Source organism: Methanosarcina sp. UBA411 (genome assembly GCF_002495725.1).
Taxonomy (GTDB): Archaea; Halobacteriota; Methanosarcinia; order Methanosarcinales; family Methanosarcinaceae; genus Methanosarcina.
Map to the genome: position 1 here is coordinate 83,219 of NZ_DAGK01000024.1, position 23,227 is coordinate 106,445.

The window sequence follows — 23,227 nt, forward strand, 5'->3', positions numbered from 1 at the left end:
TTAAGCCAGGAACTAATTCCCAAAAAAAAGGAGGAAAAAAAATCGTAGACTACAAGAAGAGCGGTGTTTGAACTTGTAATCATACAACAAATGGCTAAATCATGCCATTATATAAAAAATTATCTACATTAGAATATTTTAGTAGATTTATGTAAATATTGTAAGGAATTAACGCGTGTCGATATTTCCGCTTTTCATAAAGTATACTTTATGACAATACATCAAAACTTAAAATTGCTTCTTTGAATCTTTTATTCTCAAACACACACTAGCTTCAGAAATGTTTTTTATTTTAAAATCGATAAAACGGGGCTATAAAATTCTTCAAAAATAATGAATTATTAACCTGAGATAAATAATCTGATAGTTTTATTAGGGTTATTTCAGCCTCTTGGAGCTGATATTGAGAAGTTTTGTATAAATCATTTAACTTACAAAATATCTAATGTACAGAAAAAAAATAATAAATTACGACTATAAAATTTAACCTTTTTTTATTTTTTGTATTATGAGTCCACTAAACTATTAATCTATACAATAAAAGAATGTTTTTAAATAAGCGCAATAACTTTTTAAAATTTTAAAAAGAGGTGGACTATATTTATATATAACTACAGTGTTCTTATTTTACGATGCTTCTTTTTGGGCACATAGGGGTTACACTGGGAATATTCTTCGGACTTGGGATTTTCATACCTCGGCTGAGAACTATTATAGATCCAAAATACTTAGCCGTTGGGGCTCTCTTGCCCGACTTAATAGACAAACCTATAGGAATGATCATCTTTGCTTCTACCTTTTCAAGTGGACGCATTATAGCTCATACCCTGTTGTTCTCTTTATCATTATTTTTAGCTGGTTTATACCTATACAAAAAGAAAAGCTATATAAATAAGAGTGATATCAAGGTTCTCTCCCTTGCTTCAGGCTCCTTCTTCCACCTTCTGGAAGATCATATGTGGGCAAGCCCCAAGACTTTACTCTGGCCACTCCTCGGACTGGAGTTTCCCAGAACCCACATTGATTCCACTGGAATAGAATATTTAATAAAAATGTTAGAAAAATCTTTTACATTTCATCTCTCACGCTCTTCCGTTCCTGAAATCTTGGGGATAGGGGTAATAGTTATTTTGACTTTATACTGGTTAATAAAAGGATTTGGGCAAAATAAGTATAAGGATGAATAAAGTGTTGCTGATTTTCTAATTATTAGGCTTGTTTTTCTTGTACTTTAAGATCTGAAAAATCGAGTTATGGCAACCTTTCTGGATATCCTTTTACAAAACATTTAGTAGCATCTTTTTTAATATCCGGTTCAAAAATAAGTAGCATTTACTATATAGTTTCAAAAAAGCGTAAACATAAAGCTTAAGAAGAAAATACAGAAATTCAAGCTGATAACTTTATAATGAGCAAAAGAGTTCAAATGACCGAATCAATACAAAAGAATAAAGTGCCTGAAACTCCTCAAAACTCTCAGAAATATAAATTTTCAATTCAAAGAATGCCCCAGGGATTAACCCTTTTATAGATCAATGAAATTCAACACCCCTACAGCATCCGTATCAATAACAAGATGTTTTAACAGAGGCTTTTTAATGAAAAAAATAAGTTTTTTATTAGTTGTAATGCTGATTACCAGCGGATTTAGCGGTTGTATAGGACAGGAGCAAACCGCACAAGATAACAATAATACAACAACACCTTCATATAATAGTAGCCAGAGTGGACATCCTAGTTTCTGGTCAATGTTATTCTGGTCAAATCTCATAAACAGGTACATAACACCAGGTATCCAGACTGCAAAAACTTACATGACCCCTGACACTACAAAAAAAACGGATGCGCCCGACATCTCTAAAAAGGTTGACGCAAAAGACCCAACCGATACGACAAAGAAAGACTCAATAAGTCCAGACACCGGAAGCAAGTCAAAACCGAAAGTAAAAACAACCACTACAAGAATCAAGCGGAGTGGAAGACGTTAATATCTACTCTAACGAAGTCAAAACTTATAATTCCTTTTTTATTTCCTGATATGCGCATTCAAAATGGCGATTCTGACCCGACGCGGGCGGAAACCTGAGAAACTCTTCCTTTGAAAGAGCACAATTTCAATTTCTGTCTGCGAATATGGTCGATGAAAGCACTAACGACACAATATTCCCTGCCTACAACATTACCTACGTCCAAGGAGTACCCATAGGGTTCATCGGAATTTCCCTGAAAGACACGCCGTCTAAAGTGACTCCTTCAGGAGTGGAAGGGCTCAGGTTCCTGGATGAGGCCGAGACCATTAATGAACAGGTCGAAAAACTGAAAGATAAGGGCGTAGAAACCATAGTGGTGATCATCCACGATGGCGGCTCCCAGGAAGGATTATATAACGAGAGCCTGAATATGAGCGGCCCGATTGTGGACGTCATCAAAGCCACCGACGATGGAGTAGACGTTTTCGTCACTGGCCACACCCATCAGGCCTACAATGCAGTTATTGATGGCCGTCTGGTGACAGAAGCAGGTTCAGCAGGTAATGTACTCACAGATATCTGTCTGGTGATAAGCAACAAGACCTGTGATGTGATCGAGGGAAGGTCGAGAAACATCATAGTATCGAGAAACGTTCCTGAAGATTCCGAAGTAAGCGAGCTGGTCGAGGAATACAAATCTCTGGTTGCATCCCGTGCGAACAAGGCGATTGGTAACATCACGGGCAATATCACAAGGGCAGCCAGTAATTCCGGTGAATCTGCTCTTGACGATGTTATAGCCGATGCTCAACTCTATGCTACCTCTAACCCAGAAGATGACGGTGCTGTAGTAGCTTTTATGAATCAGGGAGGCATTCGTGCAGACTTGGTATATGATCAACTCAGCGGTGGGGAACTGCCCGGTCAGATCACCTATGGCGAGGCATTCAGTGTCCAGCCTTTTGGAAACATTTTGACATCAGGAACAAAAAAGGCTTTTTGGGATCAATTTACCAGATCACCGGCCTCTTAATTTCTGATCTGTAGAGTTTATCCGAAGGTTTTACGCTCGGGAACGCCTTGTAAAACTCAGGCACGTTGAAGACTACGCCATTGACCCTGAACTTGGAGGGCGCGTGAGTATCGGTCAGTGCTAACGTCCTCAGGGATTCGTTTGTGTCCGATTCCCTCCATACCTGGGTGAAGCTTAAAAAGAATCTCTGATCTCCGGTGAACCCATCGATCATTTCTGGTTCCTCTTTCGATGAGAGCTTATAAGCGTGGTAAGCCACTGTCAATCCGCCGAGATCTGCTACGTTCTCAGGCAGGGTCAGGTTGCCGTTGACATACAGACCTGGAAGGACCTCGAACCCGTTGTACTCGTCCACCAGAACCTCCGTGCTTTTGTTGAAGTTATCAGTATCTTTTGACGTCCACCAGTCCGTCAAATTTCCACTGGCATCGAATTTCCTTCCCTGACTATCGAAATGATGAGTCATCTCGTGGCCTATAATAGCGCCTATGGCACCATAATTAACTGCATCATCGGCATCCTTGTTAAAGAAGGGCGGCTGAAGAATACCTGCCGGGAATACTACAATGACCTTATTATAGTCTGCATAGGCGTTAGTCTCCTGGGGGTTCATCTCCCAGAGCTTACGATCTACAGGCTTGCCTATTTTATCAAGACCAGTGGGACCATGATGGAACTTGAATTTAGAGCCACGAAGGATATTCATGACATAAGAATCGTTCCTCACTTCAAGCTCTGAATAATTAAGCCATTCATCGGGGTAGCCTACCTGCACATCTAGTGCCTCAAGCTTTATGAGTGCTTTCTTCTTGGTTTCAGGCTCCACCCATACAAGATTTTGAATTCTTTCCCTGAAGGCTTTCTTCAGGTTAGACACCATTTCTTCCATTCTGACCTTGGAACTTGGATCGAAATATCTATCAACATATACGCGACCTATGGCCTCGCCTATGGCATTGTTTTCTGCATCGATGACCCTCTTCCAGCGAGGCACCATTTCCTGCTTTCCATTAAGCTTTTTCCCGTAAAAGTCAAAGTGCTCTTCCTCCAGGTCGGAGCTAAGATAGGGAGACGTGGCTAAGATCAGCTTCCAGCGCAGGAAAACCTTCCAGTCAGCTACGCTTTCGTCCTGAAGGGCGGTACTCAGTTCCTTGAAGAAGGATGGATTTCTGACGTTAACCTCGGTCACATCCGGGCAGCCCAGGACAGTGAATAGACAGGACCAATTTAAGCCTGGAGCAAAGGCCTGAAGCTCCTCAAGGCTCATTTTGTTATATGTTTTGACCTCATTGCGGTCGTCAACGTTAGTAAAAGATGCATTTGCCAGCCTGGTCTCTATCCTAATCACGGTTCTGGCATTATTCTCAGCAGTCTTTGGGCTATCGCCGAGTAAGATAAACATCTTGGTTATATGAGTCAAATACTGCTCTCTTATCTTGATAGATTCGTTATCTTGCCTGAAATAGAAATCTCTATCTGGGAGACCTAGACCTCCCTGAGTAAGAGTGGCGATCATGAACTTGCTATTTTTCTTGTCGGGTGCAGCATAAATAGAGAAGAAGGGGTTCATACCATACTCCATCATTTGCGCTGATACTGTCTGGATATCAGAAACGTTGGAGATAGTATCTATCATCTTCAGTTTGCCTTTAATTGGATCCAGATGCTGCTTTTCCAGAGTAGCATTGTCCATTCCCACGCTGTAGAATTCACCGATCTTCTGTTCTAGGCTTCCCTCAGGAGCAGAGGTGTTGTTGGCTGCACTCTCTACTATTCCTTTAACACGATCGTAATTCCTATCCTCTACTATCGCGAACTCGCCGTATCGGGATTTCTCCGCAGGCACAGGGTGGTTTTTTATCCATGTTCCTTCGGAATACTCGTAAAAGTCATCTCCAGGTTTTATAGAGAGATTCATGCTTTCAGGGTCGAAGGCCTTCTCATGTTCTGAAATGATCGTATCACCCATTGATGTTTCAGAAGAACCAAAAGCTACAAAGGTTAAGGCATTAATTATTACGATGCCAAAAGTGAACAGACCTATTACTCCCTTCTTCTTCATGCCCCACCCCATGGATTCTAAGGAACCTCTTAAACTAAGAGGTATAAGCTAAACGCTGATTTTTAGTCTCTGTAAAAATTTTTAATTTAATGGACATACGTACCTGGAGTATAAAATTAAGCACAATGATATCAGTGCCAATTCACATTTTTATACAGTTAAACTTTTAATGCAATTTATGTTTTTATTTCAGCTGCGTAAGTCCTATTTAGATAAAAGTAGTTTTTTAACTGTGAGCTCGTTTACCGCAATATGTCCACAAGCCCTATTGCCCCCATAAAATAATATAATTCTCTTAATCACTTAAATTGATTATGCGAAAAATAGATTCAATTCCAAAAATTTGATGATTTTTTGATTTCATTCTTGATTACTAGCCTTGGAACTGGATAGATAATGAAAAAAAATAGACAATGAAAAAATAGACAATGAAAAACACAGAATTAATCGAAAACCTTTTGTCAGATTCCCAGATTTATCCTGTGCTTCCCAACCTTCTTTATGTGATGTCTAGAAGATTTCACCCCAATTTCTTACTATATAACCCACTTTTTTTGGGTCTCTTACTTATGTCGGGATCAGATACACTTTGTTTTGACCAGTGACCTGCAAGGAAAGCTCCGGACAGGTTGTGCCAGATACTGAAAATCGCACCTGGAAGCGCGGCTGTGGCCGTGAAATGTTTTACAGCAAGAGCCACGCTCAGGCCGGAATTCTGCATCCCAACCTCGATTGCAATAGTCCTTGCTTCGGTTTCGCTGAGTCGCAGGAACTTTGAAATCCCGTAGCCACCGGCAAGACCAAGCCCGTTGTGCAGTATCACTGCAAGCAGTACCAGCGGGCCGCTCTTTCCAAGGTTTGCGCTATTTGTCCCTATAATCACCGCAATAATAATTACTATGGCTGCGGCTGAAATTGCCGGAAAGATTTCCCGAATTGCACTTATCCGTTTTTCAAAGAAATAATTGATTGTAAGCCCGAGCACCACGGGTACAATTACCACATTTAGAACACTCACAAGCATACCCATGATGTCAACTTCTACGGTATGGCCTATAAAAACCCAGGTAAGGAAAGGCGTTGCAAGAAAAGCAATTAGGGTAGAAACCGAGGTAAGGACTATTGAAAGAGCCACGTCGGCTTTTGCTAAATAAGAAATCACATTCGAAGCCGTACCGCCCGGACAACAACCCAGCAGGATCACGCCCGCAGCCAGGTCAGCCGGGAGCTTCAGAATCAGGCAGACAATCCAGGCTGCAAGCGGCATAATTGTGTACTGCATTAAGGTACCCAGGAGAACTACTGAAGGTCTCTTCAATACTGCAAGGAAACTGTCCACCGAGAGGGTGATTCCCATCCCCAGCATAATCAGGCTTAGAAAAGGTACGATAAGACCCTGATGGAGAGCAAAATATTCAGGATAAACATATGCAACAGCCGATAAGAGAACCGCCCAGAGAGGAAACAGAGACGTAAATTTTTGAAGTATTTTTTGATACACTATCTCACCAGATTTGCAGGATGAAGCCGCATACCCAAAGTATTGAACAGGAGATTAGTAAGTAAACTTGCTAAAAGTAAACAAGATAAAGCAACGACTAAAAAGGAATCAATTGACGTAAAATATCATTAAAGAATCTTAATAAAGAACTGGGTACACGCCCTATATAGATAGATGAAGTATTCATTAAAAAGTATCCATTTCTTTTCGATAAATAATAAAACTTTAATTAATTTGGAAACCTTAAATTCCAGGCAAATACATTGTTCAGTGAGTTAAAAGAAGCTTTACGTTTTCAAATACTTTCTCACCAGTTTTTCCTTATCCTTATTATCTTCGATTTCCAGTCTTGTAATCTACTTGCTACCTATATATACAGGCTCTGCCGATACAATGCCCCATGAGACTGGATGCATACCTTGTAGATATGGGTTATTTCAAATCAAGGGGACGAGCAAAAACAGCTATTCTTGCCGGAAATGTTAAGGTTAATGGAACAGCGGTAACAAAGGTCTCCAGAGACGTGTCTACTGATGATATAATAGATGTTACTGAGGGCTTGGACCAGCCTCAGGGCTATTTTAAACTCAAGCTTATTCAGGAGGAAAGCGGGATTCTTAAACCTGGGGATAAAGTGCTAGACCTTGGATCCAGTGCAGGCGGCTTTCTTCTCTTTGCCTCGGAAATTGCAGGCCATGTAAAAGGCATAGAATTCAGCAAGGACTTCAGGAGCGAACTTGGAAAAATCGCACATGAAAAAGAAAACATTGATGTAATGTTCGGAGATGTTTTTACCGTACCCCTGAGTTTACTTTCCGAAGAGCCCGTGGATGTTATTCTTTCGGATATGACCCTTGAACCCGAGGACTCGATCAAGGCGCTTTCAAGAGTGCTGCCTCTGCTGAAAGCCGGAGGGAAGCTGCTTCAGGTTATCAAGATTCCAAAAAAGAAGAACCCAAAGCCTATCCTGAGTAAAATCGAGAAACTTGGGCTTGAAATTCAGCAGGTCATCAATCCTAAAAAACAGGAAATATATGTGGTCGCTAGAAAGCCTCTGTCTGAAGAGAAAGAGCCACTCAAAGAAGATCAGCAGGAAGAAAAGGAGTTTTGAGGCCTCAAAACAGATGAATACTGACAGAATAGAGAACTCAGGCGGAATAGACAGTTTTGAAACAATAGAGAATCTAGGTGGAATAGAGAATTCTAAAGGAAAAGAGAACTCCAACGGAAAAAAGAGTTTCGGAAATTCTTTTCCCGTCAATCACGAAAGCACAAAAATGCGACCAGATTCGTATCCGGATTTCGGGATGAGAATTTACGGCCGCGGAAAACCAGTTCGGCTCTTTGTTGCAGGCCTCCACGGGGACGAATGGAAAGACACGAACGGACTTCTGAAAGGCATCAAGCCTCCGAAAACCGGCACTCTGGCCTTAATTCCATTCGTAGACTGTGGAAAGTATATTTCAACCCTGAGCCCGGATTATTATCCTGAAACCGGAAAAAAGATTCTCAAGGCTATTGAAGAGCTAAAACCCGAAATTTACATTGAGCTTCATTCCTATTCCAGCGAAAACCTTGAAAAACTGGCTGGAAAGAACAGGCTCAAACTCATAGGAGTGCCAGCTTACAGCATTCTGAAAGAAGGAGTGCTCCTTGGTTCGGTTTCTCCCTGGGTTAGAAGAAAGTATTTTCCTAAAGAAGCTCTCTGCCTCTCTTTTGAACTCCAAAAAGGGAGTATGAAATCAAGAAAATTTACTGCCCATATGCTTGAAATCCTCAAGGAAATTCAATCAAGGGACGAGTTCATTGAATATATGAAAAAAAAGTTTCCTGCTCAGGCGAAAAAGGCAATAGAAGATTACCAACGGTTTTACGGAGAAATCTGAATCCCTTTAATTCTGTTCATCTTGGAGTTAAGTCATAATTTAGGAACTGGTTTTCAGAAAGACGTATTCCTTTTTTTGTAGATAACTCTTGATAATTTCAGACTGATTTATATAACAATTTAGTCAAAATAACTTTAATTATTGCGTATCGCTACAAGTTTGTCGTAATACGACGATTTGTTTTCATAGTCTGTTATTTTCTCCTCCCAGTTGTGATAAAGTTAATGGAAAATTCTGAGCTCATCAAAGAAACCTGTAACTTCTTTTCTAGAGGGTTTACAAAAAAAGAAAGAATACAATAAAAAGATAGAGATATAGGAAAGAGGAAGAATTTAACTAAGAAAAAGTGTTAAAAATAGTTATTAAGATGATTTTATTTATAACATTGTCTTGAATATTGAAGCCGGTGGATTGAAATAAACCTTACTTCCATGCCGGTGCAGAAAATAGAGTAGTGGAAATACCTCGGAAGTTCAAGTGATGATAACCCTTTAAATCAGGTTGTTCGACAGGCAATAGTAGCGGGGCTTACTCACTTTTTAATTCGTTTGAGAAAATTACTAATACTGTTCAGCAGTGGATTTGTAGACAAAGCAATTTCCTTAATCTCATCCCAATACTGTAATGAATGACGATCTTTATAAAAAAAAGTCTTCACTTCATTATCCAAGAATTCGAGCTTTTGTTTGCTGAGTTTGCACAATACTTTACCTGTTGCTTCACGTTCATTAGAAGTTCCAACATCAAACAAGAACTTCAAAAATTCGCAAAAAGTATCATAATTTTTATCATTCTTGCTTTGTTTTAAATAATCATTTGCACACATGGTAATATATATCTTAGATATTCTTGGGGGCATATTGAAGAGTTTATATACATTTTTAAGTTCCTTTGATGTCCGACAATAGCTTGTGATATGTGGCATAATCCATTCTAAATAACTATCTACATCTTTTTCCATTGGTTCTGAAAGATTAATCCCTTTGTCAGAAACAATTCTTTTAAGATATACAATTACAGACTGTAAGTCTTTATTGCTTTTGATTCCTTCAATACTCATACCAACAAAAATAAGCAAAACTTTTCCGCTTATATTTTGTCGGCGATATTCGAAATTATAATCGAAGATGTCTATTATAATATTGGCGTTTTCTTTTGAAGGCCTTCCCAAAGGAATCTTCTTTATAATATCATCAATTAGCTCATAAACAAATAAAACATCCAATTTGTTCTGATAGATAATTTCAAACAATTCGATCTCAATCAAAGTGATATCCCAATTTCTATCTCTATTTCTTTTAACATATTCATAGTAGGCTTCAAGAATACATGGCAAATACTCTCTTGAATACTTTATATTGTTGAGAACAAAGAATTCATAATGCTCCTTAAACAGCATATTTTTGTCTATTGAGTCTTGATTACTATTTAATAACAATTCAAACAAACCATACATTTGCTTCATTCTGTTGGAATTATTCAAAATGGTAAAAACAGAATTTCGATTTTCACACTGTGATTTTAGAATAACTTCGTAGAAAAGTTTCCACATAGAATGAGAAGCAGCTTCACCTGAAGGTAGGCTCAACAATACTTCTTCTATGTTCAATGCCATATTAGTCAAATATTTATGATTATTTGAGAAATTATCAAATATTTGAGTAACAACAAAGTATCCGTCGTTCTCATTTTCCTTATACATTGATTGCACGATGCCTGCGTAGAGTTTTCCTATTGGATACTCCACACGTAGTTCTTCAATGGGAATGGATTTATCTTCCACATATTTGCAAAGAACCTTAATAATGAAATCCAGCTTCCAGTTTGAGACATCATACTGTACTGCAGCAAATATCTTCTGTTGATTACATTCATTCATTAGTTCTGCAACAATGTTGAATCCTGCTGTATTGCACAGCTTGTCCATGTTATTATAAAAATGAATGAATTCCTCTTTACTTTTTCCTGTTTCCCTGAAAGAATTGAGTATTTTCTCAAGAACAAATCCTTTTATTTGTTCTTGAATTAATACGGATAGAAAGCTGTATGAACCTAAAATGTAACGAAAAACTTCTAATGAATAGATATCGTCAAATTGAAAAATTATATCTTTTTCAGATAGTAATTGTTCTGTTAGAGCGACTTTTTCTTCATCACTTGCAAATCTCTCCGCAAACGAAATAGCGTTTACAAATATTTCCTTGTTAATATTCAATATCCCATAAGAACGTAATTTATAGAGAGAATATGCACTGTAATAATCTAAATTGGCATTAGAGTAAGAATAAGAGTTCGTTAAGAATTCGTGAAAACTCTTTAAGATATCATAGGAAAATAACATCGCCGCTTCAATAAAATCATAAAATTCTCCTTTTTCATTAAAATCTACAGTATCTTTTGTATATAAATCGAAAATAAAATACTGTCTCAAACTTTCATCTATTTCAGGAGTATACTTTGTTCCATTAGGTACGACCCCACATATTTGAGATCGTGACAATGATGGATCATACTCATATGTTGTAAAATTTATATTCAATGCAAGCTTCAATGGCAAAGTGTATTCGAGAGCTGCTATCCACAAAACTATATTTTTCGGCTCATCACAGATTACAAGACGCTTACGCTCGTTCTCAAACGAAAGCATTGCATGCAACATATTCTTGAAAATGCCCATACGGTCATCTTCACCTAAAAACTCAATAACATTGTTTATATTAACAAGGTACCCTCTTAAGAGTTCTGGGGTGGGGAGAAAAGGGGGTCTTTCGGGATTGTTAACTTCCCCATATTCCATACAATCCCTGAGCATTTCATTTCCGTAAAATTCACATGGATAATATGCATATTCTTCTTCATTACATATTATTGAATGACTTAAATAATTACCAAAACGTCCTGTACTGCCCATATAATCTCTGCCAAGGTATGTGTTAAGGGTCACAGCACAAGTTCCGTTATTTAACTTCCTGAAAATGAACGCTTTGGGCATAGTTAGGGCAATTTCCTCAGACATAACAACACCAGCTCCCAAAGCAGGGGTTTGATAAGTAAACAAACTCCTAACATCTTCTGATTTACTATCTTGAAAATCTTCATCATAGGAATAAATCTGCTGCCCATCATTGACACCATCTATACCCCTCATGCATGATGTATAAATAATTTGATGTTTACTCACCTAACACACCTCTTTCCTTGTTACAACGATTTGCGATTGCTTATTTAGAAGTTTTTATAACTCCATTTTTCATTAACAACCAGAGTAATGGATCCTCAATTCTATGTGGTCTTGGTCTTTCAATACTTCGATCTTTACGGGGATTATTATTAAGTCCTAGTGCAGATACTGTAAAATAAGAATAGTTCGTGTAATTTACATTGAGTTGTGATATAAATGAGTCTGCGCCCCATGTTTTTAGCAATCCTTGAACCTCCGAGTTAACATTATGCCAATCAGAGAGAACGAAACTCTTTTCCGCGCAGTGTGGACTTGTTCCTAGCACAGTACATCCTTCTGGTATAATAGAATAAATAGCATCAAATTTTGAAAACACTGCAGCAACCGGAATGTTGATTTTTTGAGTTGAAGACAAATTATTACAATTTCGAATCAAATGGGAAACACGAGCCATAATGTCATCTGAACGAGTTGCCAGACGCCAATCAACAGAAGATGCTCTTGCAATTGTTTCAGCATCCAGTTGATTTCTAACTGCAGGAATTTGCATTGGATCAAGTAAGAAGATGATGCCTGATGACCTGCAAATATATTTATTTAGAGTACTCATCGTATCTTCATCGTTTAAGTCTTCACCAGCCGTGTCAAAAAAAACAAAGGTGAAAGAATCAATTTTATCCTGAAACAGCGATTTGTGTTTAACATTAAGTGTAAAAATCAAAGGCCTATATGCGCCGTTGTTAACATCCTGTCCGGAGCTCTTTGTCAAATCAAGTTTTTGGAGATCAAAATATAGTTTTCTTCCGAAAGAGCTTTCATATCTTTCCATACTGTCATCAAACGCTACCATAGCCCCATCGAACTTGACAGATATTCGCTCAATTAATTCTTTAATAATTACACCAACGAAATGGCTTTTTCCAGTATCACGAGAACCTACAACGGATATTATCATATCTCTGCCAAGTAATGTACTTTCGGGTAAATTATTATGACAAGAAGGGCAAACAACTTTATACGTTATTTGCTCACACTCTGGGCAATTTGCGGATTTTGGTAAACTAAACGGATTTCTAGATGCCACATTAAAGGTTTTTTTCCCTTGCTTTGGCATTTTTAAATTACCATTTTCGTATTTAGTCATTTCAATATCGTCAAAACTTTTGCATCGTTTATTGGTACAACGAAATTGAGCCTCTGTAATTTTATGTTGGCTAAAGCAATAAGGACAAATAAATGTATTTTTCAGCACCATTTAATTCCTTCCTACTAACTATCTCTAGATTAAACCCATCTTCTACAGTTAAACAATGGGGAATAGTAACTTCAAATTAAACAGGGAATTTCTGAAATTCAGGAACTAATTAGCCTTGTAAGAGTATACTATGTCTCAATTGTAGAACAAATATAGTTTTGAGACAGCTCGCTTAGCTAATTTTAAAGCTCGAATTAACTTTAAGCTGAAGTTGATATGATGATTGTAACGCTTCATTTTTTAAGAATGCTTTAATATACGTTTCTCTCTCGGTATTCTTAGGAAATGGAATTTTAACCTGCAAAGAACCAGTAACAGATTGTGTTGGTATTGAATAAAATAATTTAGCCGATGCTTTAAACATAGGAACATGTTCCACAGCCGAAACAATGTCAATATCAGGCAAAATAAATGATTCATTCTCAGCTTCAAAATTAATTTTTACACTGTTTTCTCCAAATCCAAAGAATTTCTTTGCTAGTGAAATAGAATAAGTAATGACTTCCTTTGGAGCATTTACAAATGGATAATCTGTTCCTGTAGAATAGTCTTTTTCTCCATCTCTGTTAAACTCTGCAAACACAGAGAAGTAATAATTTTTCGGTTTCAAATCATCAATAATAAGGATGTTATCATGCTGATACTGTTTAAGTGTTATGTATTTCCTTATCGATTCTCTATCATTAATGCCAATTGGGTATTGATCAAATCGATATAAGACGACAAATCCTGTTGCTCTTTTAGGTAAATTGATAAATATATTTATTTTATCGTTAACAACAGCAATGTTTTTGATAATTATAGTTCCTTTGTTAGCTGCACGAGCGATAGCACCAATAACCACAGATCCTGATTTTATGACAACGGCAGTTATGTACAACAATTCGTCACCCTTAAATTGGAATGTGCCTGAGTTATATGCTGTCTTGGTTACAGCAAGCCTTCTCATTTTTGAATCGAGTATTGATTGGGGTACTATTTCTCCGCACTTATATTCTGGCCTGTCTGTTGAACAATATAATCGCACTTCAGAATTCTCGGGATTTTCCCATGTTACTTGGAATGTATCGTCTTGAACTGGTTTTACGCTCAAAGTCTCAATCGCATTTGGCAGTCTTGTTGGTATTCCGGAAATTTTAATACCATTGGTCATTTGTTTTTGACCATTAACATTGTAGACTAAGCACAAGCGGTAATTGTAAACCTTGTCGTTCTTCAAGCCAGTATCCAAGTAGCCAGCTAAATTATTGCTATTAACATATTCTTCTTTACCGTCTTCAGCAGTTCTAAACAAATTAACAGTTGAGCCAGAAGGAATTGGATCCCAATCTAATTGGAGCATTTCATCTCCTGTAGTAACTGTAACATTTGTTATTTCAAAAAGATTTACGGCAGGTGTTCTAGAAGTTAATGGTTTCGAATATACACCGGATCGTTCTGCAAATATTGCATAGTAATAAAAAACACCAGGCAGAATCTTGCTATCATTGAAACTGCAAATATTAACTCTTCCGACTAAATCTCCATCTGTATTGTTTACCGGAATAGCATCTCTTTTTCGCACAATAGAATAGTATACAGTACCATGCGAGATACTTTCATTCCAACTAAGAATATTGGTTTTTGTGTTTCCGTCAGGTGAAATCCTCAAATCGGTTGGCATATGAGGAGGATACCTAGAAATTAACTCTCTAACTCCCGGATAATCAAAACAACTTTCACTTGCCTTAGTACAGTTTTCAATAATATCATTTTCATTGCTAGCTGACCGAGCTTTATTATAATAAGATTGGGCTGTTTCTATAGATGTTGTTATTTCTAATTCTAAGTCAGCCTCCTTGAATTCGGGGAAGCTTCTTTGAATAGCTGCGTACTGTTTCTTTGCTTCATAGTAGCGCTTCTCTTGAACAGTCTTCCTCAGATTTACAGCTACATCACCAATTCGCTGCTTAAACTCTTCCAGTTGTTCCCTAATCGCCTTAACTTTGCTACTTCCAGGCCAGTATCTTTCAGCGTCTTTCAAATGCACATTGGCAACTTCAAAATCCATTGTATTAATGGCATGTTGAGCCAAGTCACACAAAGCCAATGCTCTATCTATATTTTCAAATTTAAAGCCACATTTGCATACTTTGATATTGGCATCATTTTCAGCGCCGCATTTTGGGTTCGGGCATTTGATGATCAGTTCATTACCACAATTTTGACATACTTCTCGCCCATCAGATACGTCATTGATGCAACCACACCTACAAACCTTAATATTTTCATTATTTTCGCTTAAAGGATTTGGATTATATGCAATTTTCTCAACTTTGCAAAAAGCAATAAGAACTTTTTCCGCCAGTTTCCTATCCTTAAACAATTCAGTTAACTGTCCAATATAAACATTACCTTGTTCATTAGACAATTCTAATCCTGCTATTTGTGCAATTTCTTTTGCATGATCTAAAATACTTCTTCTTTTGCACCATGCCAAATATTCATCATAAATCATTTTACTGTTTTCATCTTCAAAAGCCAGCTCACAGGCTTCGCAGATCTTTTTACCAGAACTGCTATTGGCATCGTTTTTATTAAAGTCTTTTTTCATCTCCTTTGCAAATTGTGTGAGCTTATCGCATGGCAGCTTGTCCATATTCGGTATAGTACCGGGATTTAAGAAGTCATAAAAATTGTCTTTATTAAATGGCTTAAGAAAGTTCTTCATGCCATCGAATGTATCAGCTTTTATAGGTTTCTTTTTATAATACTTGTTATTGTCTGCATCAAAGTCAACTTTCTTTTGGCCAATTTTTATGCCAAGAGCAGCGACTCTTTTTTTAACTACATCAGCAGATAATTTTTTTGCAGTCGCAATTTTTTCTATAATCTCTTCGGTAATTTCTCCACTTCTGCCAAGTATATTAAGATCTTTATCTAACTGAGCATATACATAATTACGAGCCGCTTCAGATTGCTTTTTACGCTCGATAGGATCACTCATTATCCTTTTAGTTTCGGGAAGCATTTCAAGATATTTTTTGTATTCTGCTCCCTTTTTGAAATCAGTTGAATTTCTAGACCAAAACTTACGCTTTTCTTCAATTCTTTGGTCTATAACAGCTTGATCCTCTACTGGAGGGTCAAACTCTAATTCTAATAGCAAATAGCAATTCTCATTCATGAAAACACTACCTTTACTCTAGAATTACATTACTCTCAAACCAGTAGCGACCTCACCGATTGCTTGGGCAATCTTTGAGAATGAGCCAGATAGTTCTGCCAAACTCGTAAGAGAAGCAAATTCATCTGTAGATGCTATTCTCTTCAAAAACTTATAGTCTGCAGACCCAAACCCCAATGCCATTACTTCTATGCCTGCTCTATGACACTCCTTGGCTGCACTTATTGCCTGTTCCTGATGATACCACTCACCATCAGTAAGCACAATAATATAGCGTACTTCGCTCTCATTTTTTAGAAGCTTTCCTTTTAACAGGGTCAAAGCAGTCGTAAATGGTTCCGCAGAATTTCCAATACCTACATTAATATCACTTAATTTTGAGATTATGTCATCAACATCTTTGAAATCTCCACTGAGAGGCAACACACATTTGACCTTATTGGCAAATGCAACAATACCAATTTTGGTGTTACCTCCCTCTAATTTGGCTACAAACTCATGCATGGCTTGCTGTGCTTTTTCTATCGGTTCACCATACATGCTTCCAGATAAATCAACTGCTAAAATTATATTAACATCCGGAGCTCCAAAATTACCAGCTTGATCCTTTGGAGACCCATCAGTCCAACCCATATCTTCGGGTAGGGGCTCAATTTTAATTGGCAATTTTTTATGGTTTTCCTGTTGAACCGCTGATACTTCAACAACCCCATTTGAAGTATATCGATATGTCAAATCAATAATAGAGGTAGGTGAAGAAACTCTTTCAATTTGTGTTATTACATATTTATTGATTATCGTATTGTCTAAAGGTCTTTCAAACTCACCTTGAAGAACATATACCTCAAGTTCATTATTTCTAGTCCGTGTCTTAAATTTGAATGATTTTGTATTATCTGCTGGAATTTTACTATTTTTTTTAATAATAATACTATTGATGTACTTTTCTCCATCGGGACTAATGGATATCATTCCAAGAGAGTGAGAGGTAACATCTGATACGGATTTAGCACCCTGTATGTACAGATTGCTTGTTTTTGGGCGACGCAATATCCCGCCGAGCATAGGAACAACGTTCTCTCTATCGTCAATGTTCGCTTTGATTGCTGCTCCGAGAACTACAGCTTCATCTACATTAATACCCGAAAGAGGTTGCTTGCCCGACATTCTCTCAATATACTTATGAACCATTCTCATTCTTGTGGACCCGCCAACAAGAATTATACCGTCAATGTCATCCCAAGATAAATTAAGAGAAACGATTAAACTTTCTGTCAATTCTTTGGTTGTCCCCAGTAAAAACTCTGAAATAGATTCAAATAAATCTTCTGTGATCTCAATGTTAGCTTTAATATTTCGATAAGTAATGGGCACACTTACAATGTCCTTTGCTGTTAGCTGCTTTTTTACATTTTCAGCAGCTACCAATAGGGAGGAAACCATTTCTGTGTCTTCGCTTAAGTCGATGCCATATCGCTCTTGAAACTCGGCTGCGAGGTATCTTGCTATACAATCATCCCAGTCTTTGCCACCAAGTTCATGGTTACCGTCACTACCTAGAATATCAATTTCGTCTTTATTGATGCGGGCGATGGTAACGTCAAATGTGCCACCACCAAGGTCATATATAAGCACAGTCTGTTCTACGTCTTTGCCGTTCAAGCCATATGCGATTGCTGCTGCAGTAGGTTCATTAATAATTGCAAGGACGTCTAACCCTGCTTTTTTGCCAGCTTCAATAGTAGCTTCACGTTCTTTATGGGTAAAATATGCAGGAACAGTAATAACAGCGGCATCAATTGCTTCTCCGATTTGTGATTCGGCTTCTTTTTTAATCTTCTCAAGAAATATGGCAGAGAAGTCCGTTGCATTATATGTTTTTCCATAAAATTCTACAGAAAACATATCTTTGCCCATACTGCGCTTAAAAAATGCAACAGCATTAGTGTCGCCAGCGGCTTGCATATTTTTGGCGTCTTCCCCATATAATATATTACCGTTAGGTTCGAAATACAGAACTGACGGAGTAATAGCACTGCCAAAACAATTTTGTATAATTTTTGGCATTCCGGTGTGCTCATCTATACATGCAACCGCACTAAAAGTTGTACCCAAGTCAATTCCAACTCTAATACCCACTTTTATTCCTCCAAATCAAATTAGCCTGTCAAAAGTTAATTTTTCGATTTATTCTTTTGCGTTTCTTTCAGCTTCTTCTCCTTTTCTGTGAATCTGGATTATATAAATCTGGATTGACTTAAATGGGACTCTCACACGGTTGCAGATTCCTAATCCTGTCCACTGAGCATACCTATAAGTTCAATAGTGGGGATGGGTGTTGAGTATGACGTTATTTGTGATGATGTTCTTACTCATTCCCGAAGAAAATCCATTAAAACAAGGATTGAAACCGTAGGTCAATGCTGTCTGGAAGCTGTCCTGCTGAACAGACAAAAAAGTAAAAAGAGATATTTCATTTTGAATACCCCTTTAAGCTCTTTTGTAACTCTCCATCAATGTTAACTTCAAATTCTTTGCTGAAATTATGTTTCCTTCGCTGTCAAAATAGGTGCTTTCATATCCTTTGGGATTATTTTGATAGTAGTAGAAGCTTATCACTTTATTTCCAGACTGATCTTGCCATATATCCCATTTCCACTCAGGATGATAAGATTTAGAATCTCCAGAAACAGTTATTATAAAGTCGCTTACCCCTTGATAATCATTTACAAATGTTAATACTTCAGATTTGGTGGGAAGGTTTGTGATGTCTGTTGCTGCACTAGTATCTGAACCAGTTTTTGTGTTATCGGATGCTGTGCCAGAATCTGAACCAGTTTCTTTGTTATAGGATACTGTGCCAGTATCTGAACCAGTTCCTGTGGATCGAGACGCAGTGTCAGTATCCACTGAAGTATCGGTATCCTCAGGAGACGTAACAGTGATATAGTTCTTCTTTAGTTCTATATCCTCACCTACTTCATTGGTTATGGTCTCTGTTACTGTGTAAACTCCAGCTGTTGTATAAGTATGCGTTGGACTCTGCTTGGTTGAACTAACTTTGTCCCCGAAGTTCCAGTTCCAGGAAGTTGGTGATCCGGTGCTCTCGTCAAAAAACTGTACCTTCAATGGTGCTTCTCCAAAAGTTGTATCTGACCAAAAGTCGGCAACAGGGGGTTCTGGTTCTTCTGGTTCTGGTTCTGGTTCTTCTGAAACAATTATTGCATCTATCGAATTCGTATTATCGTCATTGCTTACTATCGGGTCTGTTGGTGCTTGTGAAACTTCAGACTGACTTCCATCGTTCCCATTTATCAGTGCAACTCCACTAAATATCAGAAGACATAGAAATACCCCGATAGCTAACTTTTTTTGTGCATCATGTCTTTTTTTCTTTTCAGCTTTTTCTTTTGCTTTCTTTTTAGCCTCTTCCCTTGCTTTTCTTTCAGCTTCTTCCCTTACTTTTCTTTCAGCTTCTTCCCTTACTTTTCTTTCAGCTTCTTCCCTTGCTTTTCTTTCAGCTTCTTTCTTACCTGGATTATTTGAATCTGGAACACATGTAATTTGCTCAACTTTGCAAAAAGCAATAAAAACATTTTCAGCTTGTTCTCTATCCTTAAGCAGTTCAGTTAATTGCCCAATGTAACGATCGCCTTGATCATTAGACAATAATGATCCGTTCATCTCTGCAATTTCTTTTGTATCATCTAAAATACTTCTTCTTTTGCACCATGCTAAATATTCATCATAAATCTTTTTGCTGTTTTCATCCTTAAAAGCCAGCTCACAGGCTTCGCAGACTTTTTTACCAGAACTGCTGTTGGAATCGTTTTTATAGAAGTCGTTTTTCTTTTTTTCCTGTGCTAATTTTTTGAGCTCATCGCATGGCCGTTCTTCCATTTTCTGCTCAGTACCGGGATTTAAGAAATCATAAAAATTGTCTTTATTGAATGACTTAAGATAGTCCAGTACACTTTTGAATGCATCAGCTTTCGTAGGTTTATTTTCATAATATTCTTTATAAGTTCTCTGAAAATCAACCATCGGGACAATTTTTATCCCAAGAACAGAAGCTCTTTTTTTGACTACATCAACAGATACTTTGTTTTTATCTGCAACCTTTGCAATAGCATCTTCATTAATTTTTCCACCTAACTCACGCAGATTTTCATCTAACGAAGCATATACAATACTGCAAGCAGTCTCAGCTTCCTTTTTACGCTCGATAGGATTACTCATTATCTTTTTTATTTCGGGAAGCATATCAAGATACTTCTTGTATTCTGCTCCTCTTTCGAAATGATTTAAATTTCTAGACCAGAATTTATGCTTTTCTTCAATTCTTTGGTCTATAACATCTTGATCCTCTACTGGAGGGTCAAAATTCAATTCTAATAACAAATAGCAGTTCTCATTCATGAAAACACTACCCTTAATCTAGAATTACATGATTTTCAAACCAGTATCATCATCGCCGATTTCTTGGGCGAGCTTTGAGAATTGCCCCTTGTTTCTCTCCAAATTAAATTAGCCTTATGCAGTCAATGAATTTGAGGGAAGCAAAGCTAATTTGCTCGTCACCGGATAAGTGCGAGATCACGATAAATTTTATTCGTTACTTTAACATTTACTTAAAATTTTAATCGATTATGAATTGGATTGAAATTCGATTTTGAGAAAGAGAATTAAAATTTGAAATGGCTTCTCGCACAAAATCGATAGTTTTCAGGCAAGAAAATCCATTAACCGATGCCAATGAATTGTAATTATATAACAACCATTTGCCTTGATTTTTCTTTCAACTCTTCAACCATGTCGCCAGCCATAATATATTTTGACCGCATAGTGGCGTGAACCTCTTTGTTGCTCGTTAAGTCTCTGCCATTGACTTCTAAAATGCCTTCATTATTAAGGCTAAATGTGATCTCAACAGGCGCATCGGCAGGAAGATTGCCTGGTAATTCTAATGTTGCTGTACCAATTACATAATCTGCATCAACATCAAAATACTCGTCCATAAAATCACTTTCATAGACGACAATTTCAACGTCTCCTTGGTTTTCATCAATCGTTCCAAGTATTGTGGAAACAGTTATGACACCATCAGGCATAGGATCATTTTTAATAATCACATTGTAACATTTTCGTTCCCTAGTTTTCTTATCTACAATTACTTCTACAGCAAAACTTTTAGTTGTAGCCACAACGATCGAACGTTTTTTCCCACCTATGCTCATCATCGCTGGGTCAACAGATAATTGTTCAACATTATTAGACGGATCTGAAAAGGAATCAGAAATCACATTGCCTTTATTGTCTTCATCCCATTTGGACAAAGTTGGTTGGTTGTTGATGTAAACATTAACAGCGTGAATCGCAGCCCCTTTAGCAACGGCCTCATCCGGTTCAAGAATTTTAGGTTCTATTCCATATTTTTCTTCCAATACTCTGGTTACCTGTGGCATTCTCGTAGAGCCGCCAACCAAAAGAATTTCATCTACCTTAAAACCGCGTTCTTCTGCCACAGTAATAGCAGCATCAGTCTTATCAATGGTTGATTTTAGTAATGCAGAAGTAATTTCATCAAATTTTTCTCTTGAAAAATCGATTCTTGCTCTTTCTCCAGCTGCCTCAACCATAACAGGAGTTTTTTCTTTGGCAGAAAGTTGCTGTTTTGCTTTTTCCGCTTTCAAACGAAGATCCTGTTGTGCATATTCATCAAAATCACCGTTATACCCTTTTTCAGAAAATTCGTCTGCAAGATAACGCATCGTTGCAGCATCCCAGTCTTTACCACCCAAATCATGATCTCCATCAGAACATATAATCTCAATTTTTTCTGAGTTAATGCTCATGATAGTAACATCAAAAGTTCCTCCACCCAAATCGTAAACAAGAATAGTTTTCTCTTCATGTTCTTTAGTGCACCCATAGTAAATTGCTGCAGCAACAGGCTCACTAATAATCTCTAGTACATTGAGACCAGCAATTATTCCTGCATTCTTTGTGGCTGTTCTTTCAGCAGTACCAAAATAAGCAGGACACGTAATTACTACATCCTTTACTTCTGCGTCAATCGCCTTTGCCGCATCTTCTGCAAGCTTCCTCAAGATATAGGCCGACACTTCTTCAGGAGATTTATCTTCACCATTGTAATTTATAGCAAAGTTGCTTTTCCCCATCAAAGTTTTTACTAGTGAGACAGTACTGTTAGGATCAATAACGGCATTCTCTTTTGCCACCTGTCCTACAACAACTTGGTTTGGACTTGCAAAATTAACCACAGAAGGGGTAGTATTTGTTCCTTCTAAATTTTTAATAACATTAGCCCTTCCAGTTTCATCAACATATGCGATACACGAATATGTGGTACCAAGGTCAATACCGTATACATATTTAGCCATTTTGTACCTTCTCCTCATTATATTTTGTAATTATCTCGCCTGGTTCTTCATAATAATAAAAAGCAATTTTTTCTGCAGAAATCGTTCTTCCGTTGTAGTTGTAACCACAGCTTAAAGACTCGGCCACCTTTCCATGCAATTCTTTGTTTTCGGTAACTACTTTCTTAATTGCTCTTTGCTTTACCGGCACAAAATTGTCTTCATGGCTGCTCTTGTATATCTCAACACCATTTTTCTCTAATATATCCTGAATATCAAGAGCATATCCTGCAAACGTCTCATAAGGAATACTCTGTTCTCCTTCAGGTTTCTTGAGGTAAAAATCGGCTATTCTCAGAATACTATCTCTAACTTCAATAATATCAAGAAGAACTTGTCTGATGAGTTGTGCATACATGTCATCCTTATATTTCTGAAGTCCCTTATGCATCTGATCGATAATTTTTTCTTCGTCTTCCATATTCCGTATTTTTTCGGAAAAGAGTAGATTAAGGGAGTCCATTTTATCTGAAAGGACGATGATTCTCTGCAAAATGTTATCATTACCGACGCTTACATTTTCAGCTTTTTTTGGTTCTTCTTCAGTGCATTCTTCAGCATTCTGCTCATCAGATTCTGAAGCGCTAAACTCATCTGATATTAGTGCCTCCTCTTTGATCTCTTCATTGCTTACAACAGTACCTGCAACTTCATTCGTCATTTCTTCAGGAAGGACAGTATTTATCACATTTTGAGAAGCAGAAGGTTCTTCCTTGTTGGTATTGTTCAT

Annotated in this window: 14 protein-coding genes; 5 read left to right on the top strand and 9 right to left on the bottom strand. The window is 37.5% G+C overall.

What is annotated here, in order from left to right; translation table 11 throughout:
• The first annotated feature begins 632 nt into the window (after positions 1-632).
• The 3 genes from BP861_RS09015 to BP861_RS09025 all read left to right on the top strand — a co-directional run bounded on the left by BP861_RS09015 (position 633) and on the right by BP861_RS09025 (position 3,003).
• Positions 633-1,187 (top strand): metal-dependent hydrolase, encoded by a 555-nt coding sequence (locus BP861_RS09015; protein WP_292374560.1) that lies wholly within the window; start codon positions 633-635, stop codon positions 1,185-1,187.
• A 411-nt stretch (positions 1,188-1,598) separates the two neighbouring features.
• A complete protein-coding gene (locus BP861_RS09020) occupies positions 1,599-1,988 on the top strand; it encodes a hypothetical protein (protein ID WP_292374562.1) in 390 nt (129 codons plus the stop codon).
• A gap of 145 nt (positions 1,989-2,133) precedes the next feature.
• Entirely contained in the window at positions 2,134-3,003 is an 870-nt protein-coding gene (locus BP861_RS09025; protein ID WP_292374564.1) for a bifunctional metallophosphatase/5'-nucleotidase, read from the top strand.
• Here BP861_RS09025 and BP861_RS09030 read toward each other — a convergent pair.
• Together BP861_RS09030 and BP861_RS09035 are read right to left on the bottom strand one after the other, a co-directional pair.
• Complete coding sequence (locus tag BP861_RS09030; protein ID WP_292374566.1) at positions 2,981-5,065, bottom strand: M13 family metallopeptidase; 2,085 nt, start codon at positions 5,063-5,065, stop codon at positions 2,981-2,983. The two genes, BP861_RS09025 and BP861_RS09030, sit on opposite strands and share 23 nt — an antisense overlap.
• A gap of 520 nt (positions 5,066-5,585) precedes the next feature.
• Complete coding sequence (locus tag BP861_RS09035) at positions 5,586-6,566, bottom strand: bile acid:sodium symporter family protein (protein ID WP_292374568.1); 981 nt, start codon at positions 6,564-6,566, stop codon at positions 5,586-5,588.
• A 400-nt stretch (positions 6,567-6,966) separates the two neighbouring features.
• Between BP861_RS09035 and BP861_RS09040 the strand changes: the two genes are divergently transcribed.
• Complete coding sequence (locus tag BP861_RS09040) at positions 6,967-7,677, top strand: S4 domain-containing protein (protein ID WP_292374570.1); 711 nt, start codon at positions 6,967-6,969, stop codon at positions 7,675-7,677.
• A 13-nt stretch (positions 7,678-7,690) separates the two neighbouring features.
• The gene (locus BP861_RS09045; RefSeq protein WP_349681010.1) at positions 7,691-8,452 is read left to right on the top strand and encodes a DUF2119 domain-containing protein; all 762 of its coding nucleotides are present in this window, start codon (positions 7,691-7,693) and stop codon (positions 8,450-8,452) included.
• Between the two features lie 532 nt (positions 8,453-8,984).
• On the opposite strand, the gene BP861_RS09050 is transcribed toward BP861_RS09045, so the two are convergent.
• From BP861_RS09050 to grpE, 7 genes are all read right to left on the bottom strand, one after another.
• Positions 8,985-11,633 (bottom strand): hypothetical protein, encoded by a 2,649-nt coding sequence (locus tag BP861_RS09050; protein WP_292374572.1) that lies wholly within the window; start codon positions 11,631-11,633, stop codon positions 8,985-8,987.
• Positions 11,634-11,673: 40 nt separating this feature from the next.
• Complete coding sequence (locus tag BP861_RS09055) at positions 11,674-12,888, bottom strand: hypothetical protein (protein WP_292374574.1); 1,215 nt, start codon at positions 12,886-12,888, stop codon at positions 11,674-11,676.
• A 172-nt stretch (positions 12,889-13,060) separates the two neighbouring features.
• Positions 13,061-16,054, bottom strand: a complete 2,994-nt coding sequence (locus BP861_RS09060; RefSeq protein ID WP_292374576.1) for a hypothetical protein — start codon at positions 16,052-16,054, stop codon at positions 13,061-13,063.
• 24 nt (positions 16,055-16,078) lie between these two features.
• Positions 16,079-18,193: an Hsp70 family protein gene (locus BP861_RS09065; RefSeq protein WP_292374577.1), complete on the bottom strand. Its 2,115-nt coding sequence runs from the start codon at positions 18,191-18,193 to the stop codon at positions 16,079-16,081.
• A gap of 351 nt (positions 18,194-18,544) precedes the next feature.
• Positions 18,545-20,473, bottom strand: a complete 1,929-nt coding sequence (locus BP861_RS09070) for a PKD domain-containing protein (RefSeq protein ID WP_292374578.1) — start codon at positions 20,471-20,473, stop codon at positions 18,545-18,547.
• Positions 20,474-20,820: 347 nt separating this feature from the next.
• Complete coding sequence (locus BP861_RS09075) at positions 20,821-22,458, bottom strand: Hsp70 family protein (protein WP_292374580.1); 1,638 nt, start codon at positions 22,456-22,458, stop codon at positions 20,821-20,823.
• A complete protein-coding gene (gene grpE, locus BP861_RS09080; protein WP_292374581.1) occupies positions 22,451-23,227 on the bottom strand; it encodes a nucleotide exchange factor GrpE in 777 nt (258 codons plus the stop codon). Before grpE ends, BP861_RS09075 begins: the two co-directional genes overlap by 8 nt.